The 15,771-nt window shown below is 51.0% G+C and carries 16 protein-coding genes; 11 read left to right on the top strand and 5 right to left on the bottom strand.

Translation table 11 applies throughout. The features are described from left to right. Position 1: 1 nt before the first annotated feature. The 4 genes from sapD to sapA are packed head-to-tail and all read right to left on the bottom strand — an operon-like array spanning position 2 to position 4,476. On the bottom strand, positions 2–994 hold the full coding sequence (sapD, locus tag OGW44_RS01610; RefSeq protein ID WP_016153234.1) for a peptide ABC transporter ATP-binding protein SapD: 993 nt from the start codon (positions 992–994) through the stop codon (positions 2–4). Further along, positions 994–1,884 (bottom strand): peptide ABC transporter permease SapC, encoded by an 891-nt coding sequence (sapC, locus tag OGW44_RS01615; RefSeq protein ID WP_016156640.1) that lies wholly within the window; start codon positions 1,882–1,884, stop codon positions 994–996. Before sapC ends, sapD begins: the two co-directional genes overlap by 1 nt. Further along, positions 1,871–2,836, bottom strand: coding sequence for a peptide ABC transporter permease SapB (gene sapB, locus OGW44_RS01620; protein ID WP_003020545.1), 966 nt, complete (start codon positions 2,834–2,836; stop codon positions 1,871–1,873). The genes sapC and sapB overlap by 14 nt, the downstream gene beginning before the upstream one ends. Further along, positions 2,833–4,476, bottom strand: coding sequence for an ABC transporter substrate-binding protein SapA (gene sapA, locus OGW44_RS01625; RefSeq protein WP_016153232.1), 1,644 nt, complete (start codon positions 4,474–4,476; stop codon positions 2,833–2,835). The genes sapB and sapA overlap by 4 nt, the downstream gene beginning before the upstream one ends. 787 nt (positions 4,477–5,263) lie before the next feature. On the opposite strand from sapA, the gene OGW44_RS01630 reads away from it, so the two are divergent. Further along, positions 5,264–6,172, top strand: a complete 909-nt coding sequence (locus OGW44_RS01630) for an SDR family oxidoreductase (RefSeq protein ID WP_049041200.1) — start codon at positions 5,264–5,266, stop codon at positions 6,170–6,172. Positions 6,173–6,277: 105 nt separating this feature from the next. Here OGW44_RS01630 and pspF read toward each other — a convergent pair whose 3' ends face one another. After that, positions 6,278–7,267 carry a phage shock protein operon transcriptional activator gene (gene pspF, locus OGW44_RS01635; protein WP_029139556.1) on the bottom strand — a complete coding sequence of 330 codons (990 nt, stop codon included), beginning with the start codon at positions 7,265–7,267 and terminating at the stop codon, positions 6,278–6,280. Positions 7,268–7,422: 155 nt separating this feature from the next. On the opposite strand from pspF, the gene pspA reads away from it, so the two are divergent. The 10 genes from pspA (at position 7,423) to ycjR (ending at position 15,764) form a co-directional block, all read left to right on the top strand. After that, positions 7,423–8,091, top strand: coding sequence for a phage shock protein PspA (pspA, locus tag OGW44_RS01640; protein WP_016153228.1), 669 nt, complete (start codon positions 7,423–7,425; stop codon positions 8,089–8,091). A gap of 54 nt (positions 8,092–8,145) precedes the next feature. Then, complete coding sequence (pspB, locus tag OGW44_RS01645) at positions 8,146–8,370, top strand: envelope stress response membrane protein PspB (protein WP_016153227.1); 225 nt, start codon at positions 8,146–8,148, stop codon at positions 8,368–8,370. Then, positions 8,370–8,729 carry an envelope stress response membrane protein PspC gene (pspC, locus tag OGW44_RS01650; RefSeq protein ID WP_003020497.1) on the top strand — a complete coding sequence of 120 codons (360 nt, stop codon included), beginning with the start codon at positions 8,370–8,372 and terminating at the stop codon, positions 8,727–8,729. The genes pspB and pspC overlap by 1 nt, the downstream gene beginning before the upstream one ends. Positions 8,730–8,737: 8 nt before the next feature. Further along, positions 8,738–8,968, top strand: a complete 231-nt coding sequence (pspD, locus tag OGW44_RS01655; RefSeq protein WP_003833267.1) for a phage shock protein PspD — start codon at positions 8,738–8,740, stop codon at positions 8,966–8,968. Positions 8,969–9,132: 164 nt separating this feature from the next. Further along, the gene (locus tag OGW44_RS01660; RefSeq protein WP_137352000.1) at positions 9,133–10,839 is read left to right on the top strand and encodes a sugar phosphorylase; all 1,707 of its coding nucleotides are present in this window, start codon (positions 9,133–9,135) and stop codon (positions 10,837–10,839) included. Between the two features lie 16 nt (positions 10,840–10,855). Beyond that, positions 10,856–12,148 (top strand): ABC transporter substrate-binding protein, encoded by a 1,293-nt coding sequence (locus OGW44_RS01665; RefSeq protein WP_019076863.1) that lies wholly within the window; start codon positions 10,856–10,858, stop codon positions 12,146–12,148. 20 nt (positions 12,149–12,168) lie between these two features. Continuing rightward, positions 12,169–13,050 carry a carbohydrate ABC transporter permease gene (locus OGW44_RS01670; RefSeq protein WP_003840754.1) on the top strand — a complete coding sequence of 294 codons (882 nt, stop codon included), beginning with the start codon at positions 12,169–12,171 and terminating at the stop codon, positions 13,048–13,050. Continuing rightward, positions 13,037–13,879 (top strand): carbohydrate ABC transporter permease, encoded by an 843-nt coding sequence (locus OGW44_RS01675; protein WP_003020474.1) that lies wholly within the window; start codon positions 13,037–13,039, stop codon positions 13,877–13,879. Before OGW44_RS01670 ends, OGW44_RS01675 begins: the two co-directional genes overlap by 14 nt. A 27-nt stretch (positions 13,880–13,906) precedes the next feature. Beyond that, positions 13,907–14,959 (top strand): D-guloside 3-dehydrogenase, encoded by a 1,053-nt coding sequence (ycjQ, locus tag OGW44_RS01680; RefSeq protein ID WP_016153224.1) that lies wholly within the window; start codon positions 13,907–13,909, stop codon positions 14,957–14,959. A gap of 16 nt (positions 14,960–14,975) precedes the next feature. Continuing rightward, complete coding sequence (gene ycjR / locus OGW44_RS01685; protein ID WP_016156634.1) at positions 14,976–15,764, top strand: 3-dehydro-D-guloside 4-epimerase; 789 nt, start codon at positions 14,976–14,978, stop codon at positions 15,762–15,764. Positions 15,765–15,771: the final 7 nt, after the last annotated feature.

Here is a 15,771-nt window from a genome sequence, read left to right on the forward strand (position 1 = left end):
CTCACTCTCTCTCCATGTTCAGCGGGAAATGACAGGCGTAGAGATGATTCTTTGCTCCGGTCAGTCTTGGGGTTTCGATACATTCGCGCTGAGCATAAGGGCAGCGCGGCCCCAGACGACAGCCGATAGGTAATTGTTCCAGCAATGGAATGGCTCCTGGCATGGTATTCAGGCGGCTTTTGTGCGGCATTGCGCTACCAAAATCAGGAATGGCGCGAATCAACGCTTGGGTATAAGGATGATGCGGAATAGTCACCAGCTCTTTACTGGGCGCAGTTTCCACCGTTTGCCCACAGTACATCACGTTAATTTTGTCAGCCCACTGGCTGAGCATTTGCAGGTCATGGCTGATCAGCAAAATGGTGGTATTGCTGTTTTGGTTCAGCCGGGTCAGCAGGCGGAAAATTTGCGCCTGAGTGGTTGGCTCCATCGCGTTCGTTGGTTCGTCGGCAATCAGTAAACGCGGCTGATTAGCCAGGGCGATTGCGATCATCACCTTCTGGCATTCGCCGTCGGTCAGTTCATACGGGAAGCTGCGCATCGCATCTTTATGATCTTTTATCCCGACGCGGTGCAGGAGTTCAATCGCGCGGCGTTTACGCCAGCCGATACGCTGCCACCAGCGGCCTTTATAAGTCCATGCCGGAATATTTTGCATCAGTTGTCGTCCAATGCGCTCAGACGGATCGAGACACGATTGCGGTTCCTGAAAGATCATGGAAACGTTATGGCCGACCAGCTTGCGTCGTTCACGCGCGGAAAGGCGCAACAGATCGATATCATCAAAGCGCATGCGGTCTGCGGTTACGCGCCAGTTATCTTTAGCGACGCCGCAAATGGCCTTGGCGATCAGGCTCTTGCCCGATCCAGATTCACCAACCAGTCCGCGGATTTCACCTTCATTGAGGGTCATGCTGACGCGGTCAACCGCCTTCACCCAGTCGTCGCCGGTTCTGAATTCAATGGTCAGGTTGCGGATATCCAGTAATGGCATTATTCCACCCCCGCAATAATTGCCCGGCGCACGCCATCTCCCAGCAGGTTAACCAGCAGCACGCTTATCATAATCGCCGCACCTGGCAGCATAACCGTCCAGGGTGCGACATAAATCAGCTCCAGCGCGTCGCCAAGCATGGCTCCCCATTCTGGTGACGGCAACTGTGCGCCAAGGTCGAGAAAACCCAGCGCGGCGATGTCCAGAATCGCCATCGACAGCGCACGGGTGATTTCAGTGATAAGTCCGGCGGTAATATTGGGCAGAACGGCGAACCACAGGATATTGAGCGTGGTTGCGCCGTCCAGGCGAGCGGCGATAACGTACTCTTTTTCCAGCTCGTCATGCACCATGCTGTAGACGGAGCGTACCATGCGCGGCAGCAGCGCCAGCCAGACGGCAAACATCGCGTGTGTCAGATGCGGTCCGGCAAAGGCCACCACAATAATTGCCAGCAGCAGCGAAGGGATCGAGAGCAGGGTGTCCAGAATGTGGTTCAGCACCGCGGAGCGCAAACCGTGCGTTGCACCGGCAACCACGCCCAGTAACAGGCCACATAGTGTGGCGGCGAGGGTAACGACAAACGCGCCGCCAACGGTCGGGGCCGCGCCGCTGAGCAGGCGACTTAACACGTCACGCCCGAGATCGTCAGTTCCGAGGAAAAATGAGACTTCGCCATAGCGCGACCATGACGGCGGTAAAAGCTGATAGCCGAGAAATTGCTGGTCGATGCCATAAGGGGCAAACCAACCACCAAAAATACACAGAATCGCCAATCCTGCGCAGCCATACAGGCCGATCATCGCAGTCGCATCGCCGTAAAAATTGCGCCATGCGGTGCGCAACGTACCCGGCGGGCGCTTTTCGCTGTAGACGCTATCGTAAGGCATACCATTCCTTATGTTTCAGAGGGTTAGCCATAGCACCCAAAATATCAGAGATGACGTTAACGATGATAACCAGTGAGCCAATCACCATGACGCCCGCCGAAATTGCCGCGTAATCCTGCTGGCGAATTGCGTTAATCAGCCAACGGCCAAGACCTGGCCAGCTAAAGACCATCTCGGTGATCATCGCCAGCGTCAGCATGGTGGAAAACTGTAAGCCCAGACGCGGGATCACCGGCGGAAGGGCGTTGTGCAGAACGTGACGGCGCAGAATGGTTAAGCGTGACAGACCGCGCGTGGCGGCCGCTTTAACATAGTTTTGATCAAAGACCTCAATGGTGCTGATTCGCATCAGGCGAATAACTTCCGTGGTAGGGGCGACGGAAAGCGTCAACACCGGAAGCACCATGTGACGGATTGCGCTGACCAGCATTTCATCGCGCCAGGGCGAGTCGGAGATCCACGCATCAATAATGGCAAATCCGGTAACGGGCTTCACTTCATAGAGAAGATCAAAGCGTCCCGAAACGGGAAGCCAGCCGAGAGTCAGTGAGAAGAGCAACGTTAGCAACAGCGCCAGCCAAAAAACCGGAATGGAAAAGCCCATCAACGCTAAGGCGCTGATGCAGCGGTCCTGCCATTTGTTCCGCGTGATCCCTGCCAGCATACCAACGGGGATCCCAACCATCAGCGCAAAACCAAAGGCCAGAATGCACAGTTCCATCGTCGCCGGGAACACCTCCTTCAACTGTTCTGAAATCAACTGGCCGTTAATACTGGATACACCAAAATCCCAGTGAATGAGGCCATTGAACCAGAATACCCAGGCGTTCCACAGCGATGCACCCTGTAACGGCGCATGAGGCGTGAAGTAGCTCAGGCTGAATCCAATAAAGGTCAGGAAGAAGAGGGTGACCAGCAGCAATAAAAAACGACGCAGGGTGAAGATAATCATGGCTTTTTCACCTCATCTTTCTTTTCCCTGGAAACCCCGGCAAAAGATGCATTGCCGAACGGACTCAGCACCAGTCCTTTGATATCGTAACGATAAGCCTGCAGACGCAGTGAAGAGGCCAGCGGCAGAATCGGTAACTCTTTCGCGAGAATATTTTGCGCTTCGTCATAGGCATCAATTCGCGATGAGAGTTGCTGCGAAGAGAGGGCCTTGCGCAGAACGCTGTCAAATTCCGGATTACACCAGTGGGCGAAGTTAGTCTGCGAGTTGATGGCGGCGCAGCTTAGCAACGGTCGGAAAAAACTGTCAGGATCGTTACTGTCCGTCGCCCAACCGGATAACGTTAGATCATGGTTCATATCCATTAATCGCGCCTCCTGAAAACGACCTTCTACCGGAATGATTTTAACTTTTACACCCACCTGAGCCATGTCAGCCTGAATCAGCTCGGCGGTTTTCAGTGGACTGGGGTTCCAGGCCTGAGAACTGGTGGGTACCCAAAGCTGTAATGTCAGGTTCTCCAGCCCCAATGCTTTTAACTGCTCGCGCGATTTTGCCGGATTGTACTCTGTAATTTTAGCTTCGTTGTCATAAGCCCACGAGGCGCGAGGCAAAATAGATGCTGCGGTTTCCGCCGTCCCGTAGTAGATGGACTGCATCAGCCGTTGGTTATTAATGGCCAGCGCCAGCGCATGCCGCACGGCGGGATTATCCATCGGTGGTTTATTGGTATTGAATGCCAGATAGGCGATGTTCATCCCCGGGCGCAGGGTCAGACGCAGGCGCGGGTCATCACGCAAAATGCTGAGCTGACTGGCGGCAGGCCAGGCCAGAACATCACACTCACCGGTCAGGAGTTTCGATAGACGTCCGGTGCCGCCAGAACCGAGGTCCACAACCACCTGCGGCATCAGAGGAGTACCACGCCAGAATTTTTCATGGCGCTGCAGTCGAACATATTGCCCTGCGCGATTCTCCGAAAGCTGGTACGGTCCGGTGCCGACGGGTTGTCTGTCGAGCAACTCCTGACGATCCTGTTTTGCCAATTTAGCCGCATATTCTGCTGACATCACGGAGGCATAATGCGTGGCGAGGTGCCACATGAAGGAGGCGTCGGGCTGAGTTAAGCGGAACTCAACGGTGTTGTTGTCCAGCTTGCGTACGCTTTGGACGTTATCGGCGAACTGTAGGCTGTCGAAGTAGGGGAAACTGCTACCGTTTACATTGTGCCACGGATGCTGGCGATCAAAGATGCGCTCGAAGGTAAACACCACGTCGTCTGCATTCAGTTTGCGGGTGGGGGTGAACCAGGCCGTCTTCTGAAACTGGACGTCACGACGCAGATGGAAGCGGTAGGTTGCGCCGTTATCCAGCACCTCCCAGCTTTCAGCCAGCTCAGGCACCAGTCGATAGGTGTACGGATCGACATCGAGTAGTCGGTCATACAGCTGGGCTGCCAGGGTGTCGACGATAAGACCGCTGCTCGCTTTTTGCGGGTTAAACGTATTGACCTGCCCGCTAACGCAATAGACAAAGCCGCTGTCACGAATATCAGCATGCGAAGCCTGTTCAGGCGCGGCAGCAGCCTGACCACTCAGAAATCCAGCCATCACGATCAGAGATGATAAAACCAGGCGCATAATTTTAAAGGATTATAAATAAAGAGGCTATCTTACTAATATTTAATGACATTTGCCATTACCGTTTGTGTTTGGGGACCGCACAGGTGATAACCGCGAATTCAACATCGCGACAGGGTCACCCTTCATACCCGCTATCCACTTTGAATTTACTCTGTTAACTATCTTAGCATTTTCATGACCCATCTGACTCGTTAAAACGCGGGATTCGCTGGCTGACAGAAAAATGTGAGGGGGACGTGGGGGAAAGTGACCATGACCGCCAGGAGAGAGCATCAGCAATATCGCGGGGAAAGTGAAATATAAAAAATAATCTCATAATGGCGGTATGGATAATTTCATTCGTTCTCCATTTCGATAGGGCTGAGATGTTAAATTTGGTTGCTATTTATTTATGCTGATTGTTGGATAATTCTTAAATGATAACGAGTATTGAATCATAACGTTGGTAAAATATAAGCGAGGCGACGTAGGTAGATGAATACAGGAAAAACAATTGCATAGGACTCTATTAACCTCTCGCTTCTGAGTGGTATCTCGTTACTCAATAAAATTGTCTGGCCTGTTAAGGTTTTATTTATATATCTCATTGATATATATGGATTTAAGTGCTATGGGTTAAGCAGGGGTTAATCTCATAAAATACTCGAAAGCGCGATACGGTGATTAGTGTATCGGTAGAGGTGATATTACGCGAAATATTAAATTGCGGTGAATTACAAAGGTCATGCCACTCATTTTGGTCTACGCTTAATAATCTTTGTGATAAAAAATGAGAGGTATTTAAATGGCTGACTTAAACAATGAAAAAAAGACCATCAATAAAACTCATTCTGCGCGTTTTCCGGCACCGCCTTTTCCACAGCAGAAGCAACCCTTCCCAGGGCTGGCCGGAAAAATGCAACCGCGTCCCGATCATGGAGAGGAGAGCTATCAGGGAAGCGGTCGATTGAATGGGCGCAAGGTATTAATTACCGGGGGGGATTCAGGGATTGGCCGTGCTGTTGCCATCGCTTATGCCCGTGAAGGCGCTGATGTTGCGATCAACTATTTACCTGATGAAGAAGACGATGCGCGTGAAGTGGTCGACTTGATAAAAAAAGCAGGCAGAAATGTCGTGGCTATCCCCGGAGATATTCGAGATGAAACTTTTTGCGGCCAACTGGTTAAACAGGCGGTAATAGGGCTGGGTGGGTTGGATATCCTCGTCAATAATGCGGGTCGTCAGCAATTTTGCGAGTCTATTGAGGCGCTCACCACAGAAGATTTCGATGCCACATTCAAGACTAATGTCTACGCTATGTTTTGGATCACCAAAGCGGCTATCCCCCATCTTTCACGAGACAGCGTGATAATTAATACCTCCTCGGTACAGGCTTATGAGCCTAGTGAAATCCTGCTTGACTATGCTCAGACCAAAGCGGCGATCGTGGCATTTACTAAATCGCTGGCGAAACAGCTGGCACCGAAAGGGATACGGGTTAATGCCGTAGCGCCAGGCCCATACTGGACTGTACTGCAATGCTGTGGCGGTCAGCCACAGGAAAAAGTGGAGAAGTTTGGGGCAAATGCACCGCTGGGTCGTCCGGGTCAACCAGTGGAAATTGCGCCGCTTTATGTCACTTTGGCCGCTGAAGAGAACAGTTATACATCCGGCCAGGTTTGGTGCTCTGATGGGGGGACAGGGACCCTCTGACGTTTATGCTCCGTGAGTCGAAAAGTCAGAGGGGAAAGTGACTTTAATGGACGAGTGCTGACAATAAAGCGTCAAACCCTCCAATATAACGTTGGCAGAGGCGCGCTAAATCTGGTGTTTCTTAAGCAACGCGCGTAGCTGATGGTAAGTCAGACCCAGTAACTCAGCGGCTTTTTTCTGATTAAATTTCGCCTGCTGCAAGCTGGTTTGTAGAAAGTCTTTCTCTTGTTGCTGCTGGAATTCACGCAGATCCAGCGGTAATGCTACAGATGTCTGCTTTGGTGGTGCTGCCTGTGGCTGCGCAACGTGGCGGCGGAAGGGGTCAATGATGATCTCATCCAGCGGGTAATCGCTGGTACCGTGCCGGTAAACGGAGCGCTCCACGACGTTTTTCAGTTCACGAATATTACCCGGCCAACGGTAATGGAGGAGGGTTTCTCTGGCCTCGGCGCTGAATCCCGGAAAAAGCGGTAACCCGATCTCGCGGCACATCTGAATGGCAAAGTGTTCGGCCATTAACATGATGTCGCTTTGACGCTCGCGTAGTGGGGGAAGTTGCACCACGTCAAAGGCCAGACGATCCAGCAGGTCCGCGCGGAAAGTGCCTTCGCTGACCATACGTGGCAGGTCGGCATTGGTCGCGCAGACCAGACGCACGTTAACCTGCAAGGGCTGGCTGCCGCCGACGCGTTCCAGCTCGCCATACTCAATTACGCGCAGCAGTTTTTCCTGTACCAACATTGGCGCGGTCGCCAGTTCATCAAGAAACAGCGTGCCGCCGTCGGCGCGTTCGAAACGTCCAGGATGGCGTTTTTGTGCACCGGTAAACGCACCGGCTTCGTGACCAAACAGTTCGGAATCAAGTAAGTTCTCGTTGAGGGCCGCGCAGTTAAGCGAAATAAATGGGCCCTGCCAACGGCTGGAGAGGTAGTGCAGGCGGTTGGCAATAAGCTCTTTCCCCGTACCTCGCTCACCGATAACCAGTACAGGTTTATCCAGCGGCGCCAGATGAGAAACCTGTTCCAGCACTTCAATAAAGCTGTTCGCTTCGCCCAGAATATTGTCTTTGTATCCTGCCATGATGAAATTCACCACTTGTTAGTGTTATTCACCAATTTACCCTAATTCTCCCGTCAGGTAAAATTGGATATTTACATTAAAATCAATTAGTTAAAAAGTTGGCACGCCAAGTGCATTACGAAAACAGCAGGGCATAGCCCGATATCAGAACAGTAAGTGAGGATTACATTATGGGTATTTTTTCTCGTTTTGCCGACATCGTGAACGCCAACATTAATGCGTTGCTGGAAAAGGCTGAAGATCCGCAGAAACTGGTGCGGTTAATGATCCAGGAAATGGAAGACACGCTGGTTGAGGTGCGCTCAAACTCCGCACGCGCTCTGGCAGAAAAGAAACAATTATCTCGCCGTATCGAACTGGCCAGCGCACAACAGGCAGAGTGGCAAGAAAAAGCCGAGCTGGCGCTGCGTAAAGAGAAAGAAGATTTGGCGCGTTCTGCCTTAATCGAAAAACAGAAACTGACTGATCTGATTGCTTCTCTGGAGCATGAGGTGACGCTGGTTGACGATACGCTGGCGCGAATGAAAAAAGAGATCGGTGAGCTGGAAAATAAACTCAGTGAAACCCGTGCTCGTCAGCAGGCATTGATGCTGCGCCATCAGGCTGCGAGCTCTTCGCGTGATGTTCGTCGTCAACTGGACAGCGGTAAGCTGGATGAAGCGATGGCACGCTTTGAATCTTTCGAGCGTCGTATCGATCAGATGGAAGCTGAGGCCGAAAGCCATAACTTCGGTAAACAGCAGTCTCTGGATCAGCAATTTGCTGACCTGAAAGCAGATGATGAAATCAGCGAGCAGCTGGCGCAACTTAAAGCCAAAATGCAGCAAGATAAGCAATAATAACATCTGGCGGCGCCCGAACGCGCCGCCGCTCATCACCTGTAAGGAGTACTCATGAGCGCGCTATTTCTGGCTATCCCATTAACCATCTTTGTGTTGTTCGTTTTACCGATTTGGCTCTGGCTGCATTACAGCAACCGTTCCAGTCGTGGCGAACTGGCGCAAAGTGAACAGCAACGTCTGGTAGAACTCAACGATGACGCACAGCGGATGCGCGAGCGCATTCAGGCGCTGGAAGACATCCTTGATGCTGAACATCCAAACTGGAGGGACCGCTAATGGGAGGCGTTAATCTGAACAAAAAACTGTGGCGTATTCCGCAACAGGGCATGGTGAAGGGGGTTTGCGCAGGTATTGCGCATTACCTCGATGTGCCTGTGAAGCTGGTACGGATCCTGGTGGTGTTGTCCGTCTTTTTTGGTCTGGCCTTTTTCACCTTCGTCGCTTACATCGTGCTGACGTTTGTGTTGGACCCGATGCCGGACAATGTGGTTTCCGGTGAGCAGCAGCCATCAAGCGGCGAGCTGTTGGATGCCGTCGATCGCGAGCTGGCGGCAAGTGAAAAGCGTTTGCGTGAAATGGAGCGTTATGTCACGTCTGATACCTTTTCATTGCGCAGCCGTTTCCGCCAATTGTGAGGATAGAAATGAACAATCGCTGGCAACGTGCCGGGCAAAGGGTTAAGCCGGGCTTTAAAATAGCAGGTAAGCTGGTGCTTTTAACTGCGCTTCGTTACGGCCCGGCGGGGGTAGCAGGGTGGGCGGTGAAGTCCGTCGCTCGACGCCCGCTTAAAATGCTGCTGGCGTTGGTCCTGGAGCCGGTTTTGAGTCGGGCAGCGGCAAAATTATCGAAACGCTATTCAGGTAATCAACCCTGATATCCGAATCAGCAAAAGCAAGCAACAATTAATCAACATTCCCTCTGTTAATTTGCGGCAGCTCACAAATACGATTTTTTGGCTGCCAAAATTCTTTTATTATCCCCCTCCTGGCCACCTCAGCCGATTGACAGCTTATTTCCCGCAGAGTAGTCTCTTGACTCATGGGACCGCTACCACGAGAATTGAAGGTGAACCAAAAAATCCAAAAATGCCTGGCAGAAGTTTATGGTGATACGTTTACTTCATGCCACTATGAAGCGCTGATTGCACGTTTAGAGAAATCACAGGGATTAATTAAAAAAATCCGTAAAGCGCATTGGGACGAGGGCGATGTAGTTCTTATTACCTACGCCGATCAATTCCACGGGGCAGGCAAAAAACCACTGCCGATGTTTAATCAATTTTATAATGAATGGCTTAAGTCGACATTTTCTCATGTGCATCTGTTGCCGTTTTATCCGTGGTCATCGGATGATGGTTTTTCCGTAATTAATTACCATCAGGTTGCTGAAGAAACCGGTGACTGGAATGATATTAAGCAATTGGGTAAATCCAGTCGACTGATGTTTGATTTTGTTTGTAACCATATGTCAGCGAAAAGCGAATGGTTTAATAACTATTTGCAACAGCTTGACGGTTATGAAGATTTCTTTATTGCGATGGATCCTGATACGGACCTGAGCAACGTAACGCGTCCACGCGCCTTACCGTTACTGACGCCTTTTACGCTGAAAGATAACACCGTACGCTATTTATGGACGACGTTCAGCGACGACCAGATCGATCTCAACTATGCCAACCCGATAGTGTTACTGGCGATGGTCGATGTGCTATTGAGTTATCTTGAGCAGGGCGCTGATTATGTCCGCCTGGATGCGGTTGGCTTTATGTGGAAAGAGCCTGGAACGACCTGTATTCACCTGGAAAAAACGCATCAGCTTATCAAACTATTTCGCGCTATTGCTGACTGCGCGGCGCCTGGTACGGCGATTATTACTGAAACAAACGTTCCGCATAAGGATAATGTGTCCTACTACGGAAATGGCCGTGATGAAGCGCATATGGTGTACCAGTTCTCGTTACCGCCGCTGGTGCTGCATGCGGTACAACGCCAGGATACCTCAACCTTGTGCCAGTGGGCGCAATCACTGGAACTGCCGTCCAGTGAGACCACCTGGTTTAATTTCCTCGCATCGCATGACGGTATTGGTCTCAACCCATTACGTGGTTTGTTACCTGAAGACGAGATCGTGCGCCTGGTGACGGAATTACAACAGGAAGGCGCGCTGGTTAACTGGAAAAATAACCCTGATGGTAGTCGCAGTCCGTATGAAATTAACGTCACATATATGGACGCACTAACGCCAGGCAATTGTAGTGATGCCGAACGTTTTTCCCGCTTTATTCTCGCACATGCCATTTTGCTGAGTTTTCCGGGTGTACCTGCGGTTTACATTCAAAGCATTCTTGGGTCACGCAATGATTATAAAGGTGTCGAGGTGCTAGGTTATAACCGTGCGATCAACCGCAAAAAATATCAAATAAGCCAAATCGAAACGGAGCTGGCAGATGAAACCAGTTTGCGCCACGCTATTTATCATGAATTATCCCGATTAATTGTAATACGTCGTAGTAATAAAGCATTTCACCCTGATAGTGATTTTCAGATTAGCAGTGTTACACCGGCTGTAATGCAAATTAAACGTACGGCGGAAACTGGCGAAAAAATTACCGGATTATTTAATGTCAGCGGTCATACGCAAACCATTAGTATTGATGTTGAAAATGGATTTGATTTGATTAGCGGTAAAACTATTTCAGGTAAAGAATTAACGTTGAACGCCTGGCAGGTCATGTGGGTTAAGTAATAAAAAGGAACATTTCATGCTTAAAACTAAAATTGTGCTGATTTCAGCACTGGTTTCCTGCGCCCTGGTTTCCGGGTGTAAGGATGATAAAACGTCCTCTGTTGCGATTGAATTTATGCACTCTTCTGTTGAACAGGAGCGGCAGGCGGTTATTGCAAAACTGATTGAGCGTTTTGAAAAAGAGAACCCGGGGATCAGTGTCAAACAGGTTCCTGTAGAAGAAGATGCGTACAACACCAAGGTCATTACCCTGGCGCGGAGCGGTTCACTGCCTGAAGTCATTGAAACCAGCCATGACTACGCGAAAGTTATGGATAAAGAATCACTTATCGATCGTAAAGCCGTTGCGCAGGTCATCAACGCTGTAGGTGAAGGTACTTTTTATGATGGCGTGCTGCGTATTGTGCGCACTGAAGACGGTACCGCCTGGACCGGGGTTCCGGTTAGCGCCTGGATTGGCGGGATCTGGTATCGCAAAGATGTGCTGGCAAAAGCTGGGCTGGAAGAGCCAAAAGACTGGCAACAACTGCTGAGCGTGGCGCAGAAGCTAAACAATCCTGGTAGTAAGAAATATGGTATTGCGCTACCCACGGCGGAAAGCGTTTTGACCGAACAGTCATTTTCCCAGTTCGCGCTCTCAAACCAGGCCAACGTTTTTGATGCGCAAGGAAAGATAACGCTCAACACACCTGAAATGGCGCAGGCGCTGCAGTATTACCGCCAATTGGCAATGAACACCATGCCGGGCTCAAACGACATCATGGAAGTCAAAGACGCGTTCATGAACGGCACGGCGCCGATGGCGATTTATTCCACCTATATCCTCCCGGCGGTGATTAAAGAGGGCGATCCTAAAAATGTGGGCTTTATGGTGCCGACGGAAAAAAACTCTGCTGTTTACGGCATGCTGACGTCGTTAACCATTACCGCGGGTCAAAAGTCTGAAGAGACAGAAGCGGCAGAGAAATTTGTCACCTTTATGGAGCAGGCCGACAACATCGCGGACTGGGTCATGATGTCGCCAGGGGCGGCGCTGCCGGTTAACAAAGCGGTGGTGAATACCCCGACGTGGAAAGATAACACTGTCATCAAAGCGCTGGGTGAATTACCCGATCAGCTAATTGCCGAACTGCCGAATATCCAGGTGTTTGGCGCCGTCGGCGATAAGAACTTCACCCGCATGGGTGACGTCACAGGCTCCGGTGTTGTGAGCTCAATGGTGCACAACGTGACGGTAGGCAAAGCCGACCTCGTCACCACGATTGAAGCGAGCCAGAAAAAACTGGATGACCTCGTTGAACAGCGCTAATGGGGAAATGGAAAGCCGTGATGAATAAGTTCTTTTCAGGTCGATCTGATATGCCATTCGCCATGCTGCTGCTGGCGCCCAGCTTGCTGTTGCTGGGCGGTTTAGTGGCGTGGCCGATGATATCAAACATCGAAATCAGCTTTATGCGACTGCCGCTGAATCCGCAAATTGAGTCTACGTTTGTCGGGCTAAGCAACTATATCCGTATCTTATCCGATCCCGGATTCTGGCATTCGCTGTGGATGACGGTCTGGTATACCGCGCTGGTTGTGGCAGGAAGCACGGTACTGGGGCTGGGCGTAGCGATGTTTTTTAACCGTGAGTTTCGTCTGCGGAAAACGGCGCGCTCACTGGTCATCCTCTCTTACGTGACGCCATCAATTTCGCTGGTGTTTGCCTGGAAATACATGTTCAACAACGGCTACGGCATTGTGAACTACCTCGGCGTGGATCTGTTGCATCTCTACGATCAGGCGCCGCTGTGGTTCGACAATCCCGGCAGTAGCTTCGCGCTGGTCGTGCTGTTCGCCATCTGGCGCTACTTCCCGTATGCCTTTATCTCGTTTCTGGCGATTTTACAGACGATTGATAAATCGTTGTATGAGGCGGCAGAAATGGACGGCGCGAATGCCTGGCAACGGTTTCGTATCGTCACGCTGCCAGCGATTATGCCGGTGCTGGCAACCGTGGTCACGCTGCGCACGATCTGGATGTTTTACATGTTCGCCGATGTTTATCTGCTGACCACTAAAGTCGATATTCTCGGGGTCTATCTCTATAAAACAGCGTTTGCATTTAACGACCTAGGCAAAGCGGCCGCTATTTCTGTCGTCCTCTTCGTCATTATTTTCGCTGTTATCCTGCTGACCAGAAAACGGGTGAACCTCAATGGCAACAAATAAGCGCACACTTGGCCGCATCGGCTTTTACTGTGGATTAATTGTCTTCCTGGGCATCACGCTATTCCCATTTTTTGTGATGCTGATGACCTCATTTAAAAGCGCCAAAGAGGCGATCTCGCTGCATCCGACGTTGTTACCGCAGCAATGGACGCTGGAACATTACATCGACATCTTCAACCCGATGATTTTCCCGTTTGTTGACTACTTCCGTAATAGCCTGGTGGTATCGGTCACTTCTTCGGTGGTGGCGGTATTTCTCGGCGTACTCGGAGCGTATGCGCTTTCCCGCCTGCGTTTTAAGGGGCGAATGACCATCAATGCCAGCTTTTACACGGTGTACATGTTTTCGGGGATCCTGCTGGTGGTGCCGCTATTCAAAATCATTACGGCACTTGGCATCTATGACACCGAAATGGCGTTGATTATCACCATGGTCACCCAGACGCTGCCGACCGCGGTGTTCATGCTGAAAAGCTACTTCGACACCATTCCGGATGAAATAGAAGAAGCCGCGATGATGGATGGATTGAACCGTCTGCAGATCATCTTTCGCATTACCGTGCCGTTGGCGATGTCCGGTCTGGTTTCGGTCTTTGTGTACTGCTTTATGGTGGCGTGGAATGACTATCTGTTTGCCTCGATTTTCCTCTCCAGCGCCAGCAATTTTACCTTACCGGTCGGTCTGAACGCGCTGTTCAGTACGCCTGACTATATCTGGGGACGCATGATGGCGGCATCGTTAGTCACCGCATTGCCGGTCGTCATTATGTATGCGCTTTCCGAACGTTTTATTAAAAGTGGTTTGACCGCAGGCGGCGTGAAAGGCTAAGCGGCCAGTTTAATTAAGGAGTTGTAAATGAAGAAGTTAGTTGCCACAGAACCGCGTGTTGCGGCGCTGGTGGAATATGAAGACAGAGCTGTATCCGCCAATGAAGTGAAAGTTCGCGTTCGCTTTGGTGCGCCAAAACATGGCACGGAAGTGGTCGATTTTCGCGCTGCCAGTCCGTTTATTGACGAAGATTTTAACGGCGAATGGCAAATGTTCATGCCGCGTCCGGAAGGGGCGCCGCGCGGGATTGAATTCGGCAAGTTCCAGCTTGGCAACATGGTGGTGGGCGATGTTATTGAGTGTGGCAGCGATGTGACCGAATACGCCGTTGGCGATTCAGTTTGCGGCTACGGCCCACTGGCAGAAACGGTTTTCTTTAATGCGGTAAACAACTACAAACTGCGCAAAATGCCGGAAGGTAGTTCGTGGAAAAATGCCGTGTGCTATGACCCGGCACAGTTCGCCATGAGTGGCGTGCGCGACGCCAATGTGCGTGTCGGCGACTTTGTTGTCATCGTCGGCTTAGGGGCGATTGGCCAGATTGCCGTCCAACTGGCTAAGAAAGCGGGAGCCTCGGTGGTCATTGGCGTGGATCCGATTGCCCATCGTTGCGATATCGCGCGTCGCCATGGCGCGGATTTCTGTCTGAATCCTATTGGCACCGATGTCGGCATGGAAATTAAGAAGCTGACCGGCAAGCAGGGCGCGGATGTGATTATCGAAACCAGCGGCTATGCGGATGCGTTGCAATCGGCGTTACGCGGTCTGGCCTATGGTGGAACCATCTCCTATGTCGCTTTCGCGAAACCTTTTGCTGAAGGCTTCAACCTGGGGCGTGAAGCGCACTTCAACAACGCCAAAATTGTCTTCTCCCGTGCCTGCAGTGAGCCAAATCCAGATTATCCGCGCTGGAGTCGCAAGCGTATTGAGGAGACCTGTTGGGAACTGTTGATGAACGGTTACCTGAACTGTGAAGAACTTATTGACCCGGTAGTGACATTTGCCAGCAGCCCGGAAAGCTATATGCAGTATGTCGATCGCCATCCGGAAAAGAGCATCAAAATGGGCGTGACGTTTTAATTAAGGAATGCAGAAGATGAAAATTGGAACACAGAACCAGGCTTTTTTTCCGGAAAATATTCTCGAGAAATTCCGTTACATCAAAGAGATGGGGTTTGACGGTTTTGAAATTGACGGCAAGCTGCTGGTTAACAACCTGGCAGAAGTGAAAGCGGCAATCAAAGAAACAGGCCTGCCCGTCACCACCGCCTGTGGAGGATATGACGGTTGGATCGGTGATTTTATCGAAGAGCGTCGTTTGAATGGCTTACAGCAGATTACCCGCATTCTCGAAGCGCTGGCCGAAGTCGGTGGGCAGGGCATTATTGTACCCGCTGCATGGGGCATGTTTACCTTCCGCTTACCGCCGATGACCTCTCCGCGCAGCCTGGCAGGCGATCGTAAAGCAGTAAGTGATTCATTGATTTATCTCGATAAAGTTGCCGAGCGTACGGGGACGGTGGTGTATCTGGAGCCGCTTAATCGCTATCAGGATCATATGATCAACACCCTGGCGGATGCCCGTCGCTATATCGTGGAAAACAACCTGAAGCATGTGCAAATCATTGGTGATTTTTACCATATGAATATCGAAGAAGACGATATGGCTCAGGCGCTGCATGACAATCGCGATCTGCTGGGACACGTCCATATTGCGGATAACCATCGTTATCAGCCGGGGAGCGGTACGCTGGATTTCACTGCGCTGTTTGATCAGTTGCGTGAAGATAATTATCAGGGTTACGTCGTGTACGAAGGGCGTGTACGGGCAGAGAACCTGCCGGAAGCGTACCGTCAGTCACTGGCCTGGCTGCGTACCTGCTAAGAGGATT

This window comes from Citrobacter sp. Cb023 (assembly GCF_030336805.1).
Classification (GTDB): Bacteria; Pseudomonadota; Gammaproteobacteria; order Enterobacterales; family Enterobacteriaceae; genus Citrobacter; species Citrobacter braakii.

What these genes read in the sequence shown, in the direction of transcription:
- sapD (WP_016153234.1), bottom strand. Translation starts at nt 994, where the DNA reads ATGCCATTACTGGATATCCGCAACCTGACCATTGAATTCAGAACCGGC.
- sapC (WP_016156640.1), bottom strand. Translation starts at nt 1,884, where the DNA reads ATGCCTTACGATAGCGTCTACAGCGAAAAGCGCCCGCCGGGTACGTTG.
- sapB (WP_003020545.1), bottom strand. Translation starts at nt 2,836, where the DNA reads ATGATTATCTTCACCCTGCGTCGTTTTTTATTGCTGCTGGTCACCCTC.
- sapA (WP_016153232.1), bottom strand. Translation starts at nt 4,476, where the DNA reads ATGCGCCTGGTTTTATCATCTCTGATCGTGATGGCTGGATTTCTGAGT.
- OGW44_RS01630 (WP_049041200.1), top strand. Translation starts at nt 5,264, where the DNA reads ATGGCTGACTTAAACAATGAAAAAAAGACCATCAATAAAACTCATTCT.
- pspA (WP_016153228.1), top strand. Translation starts at nt 7,423, where the DNA reads ATGGGTATTTTTTCTCGTTTTGCCGACATCGTGAACGCCAACATTAAT.
- pspB (WP_016153227.1), top strand. Translation starts at nt 8,146, where the DNA reads ATGAGCGCGCTATTTCTGGCTATCCCATTAACCATCTTTGTGTTGTTC.
- pspC (WP_003020497.1), top strand. Translation starts at nt 8,370, where the DNA reads ATGGGAGGCGTTAATCTGAACAAAAAACTGTGGCGTATTCCGCAACAG.
- pspD (WP_003833267.1), top strand. Translation starts at nt 8,738, where the DNA reads ATGAACAATCGCTGGCAACGTGCCGGGCAAAGGGTTAAGCCGGGCTTT.
- OGW44_RS01660 (WP_137352000.1), top strand. Translation starts at nt 9,133, where the DNA reads ATGGGACCGCTACCACGAGAATTGAAGGTGAACCAAAAAATCCAAAAA.
- OGW44_RS01665 (WP_019076863.1), top strand. Translation starts at nt 10,856, where the DNA reads ATGCTTAAAACTAAAATTGTGCTGATTTCAGCACTGGTTTCCTGCGCC.
- OGW44_RS01670 (WP_003840754.1), top strand. Translation starts at nt 12,169, where the DNA reads ATGAATAAGTTCTTTTCAGGTCGATCTGATATGCCATTCGCCATGCTG.
- OGW44_RS01675 (WP_003020474.1), top strand. Translation starts at nt 13,037, where the DNA reads ATGGCAACAAATAAGCGCACACTTGGCCGCATCGGCTTTTACTGTGGA.
- ycjQ (WP_016153224.1), top strand. Translation starts at nt 13,907, where the DNA reads ATGAAGAAGTTAGTTGCCACAGAACCGCGTGTTGCGGCGCTGGTGGAA.
- ycjR (WP_016156634.1), top strand. Translation starts at nt 14,976, where the DNA reads ATGAAAATTGGAACACAGAACCAGGCTTTTTTTCCGGAAAATATTCTC.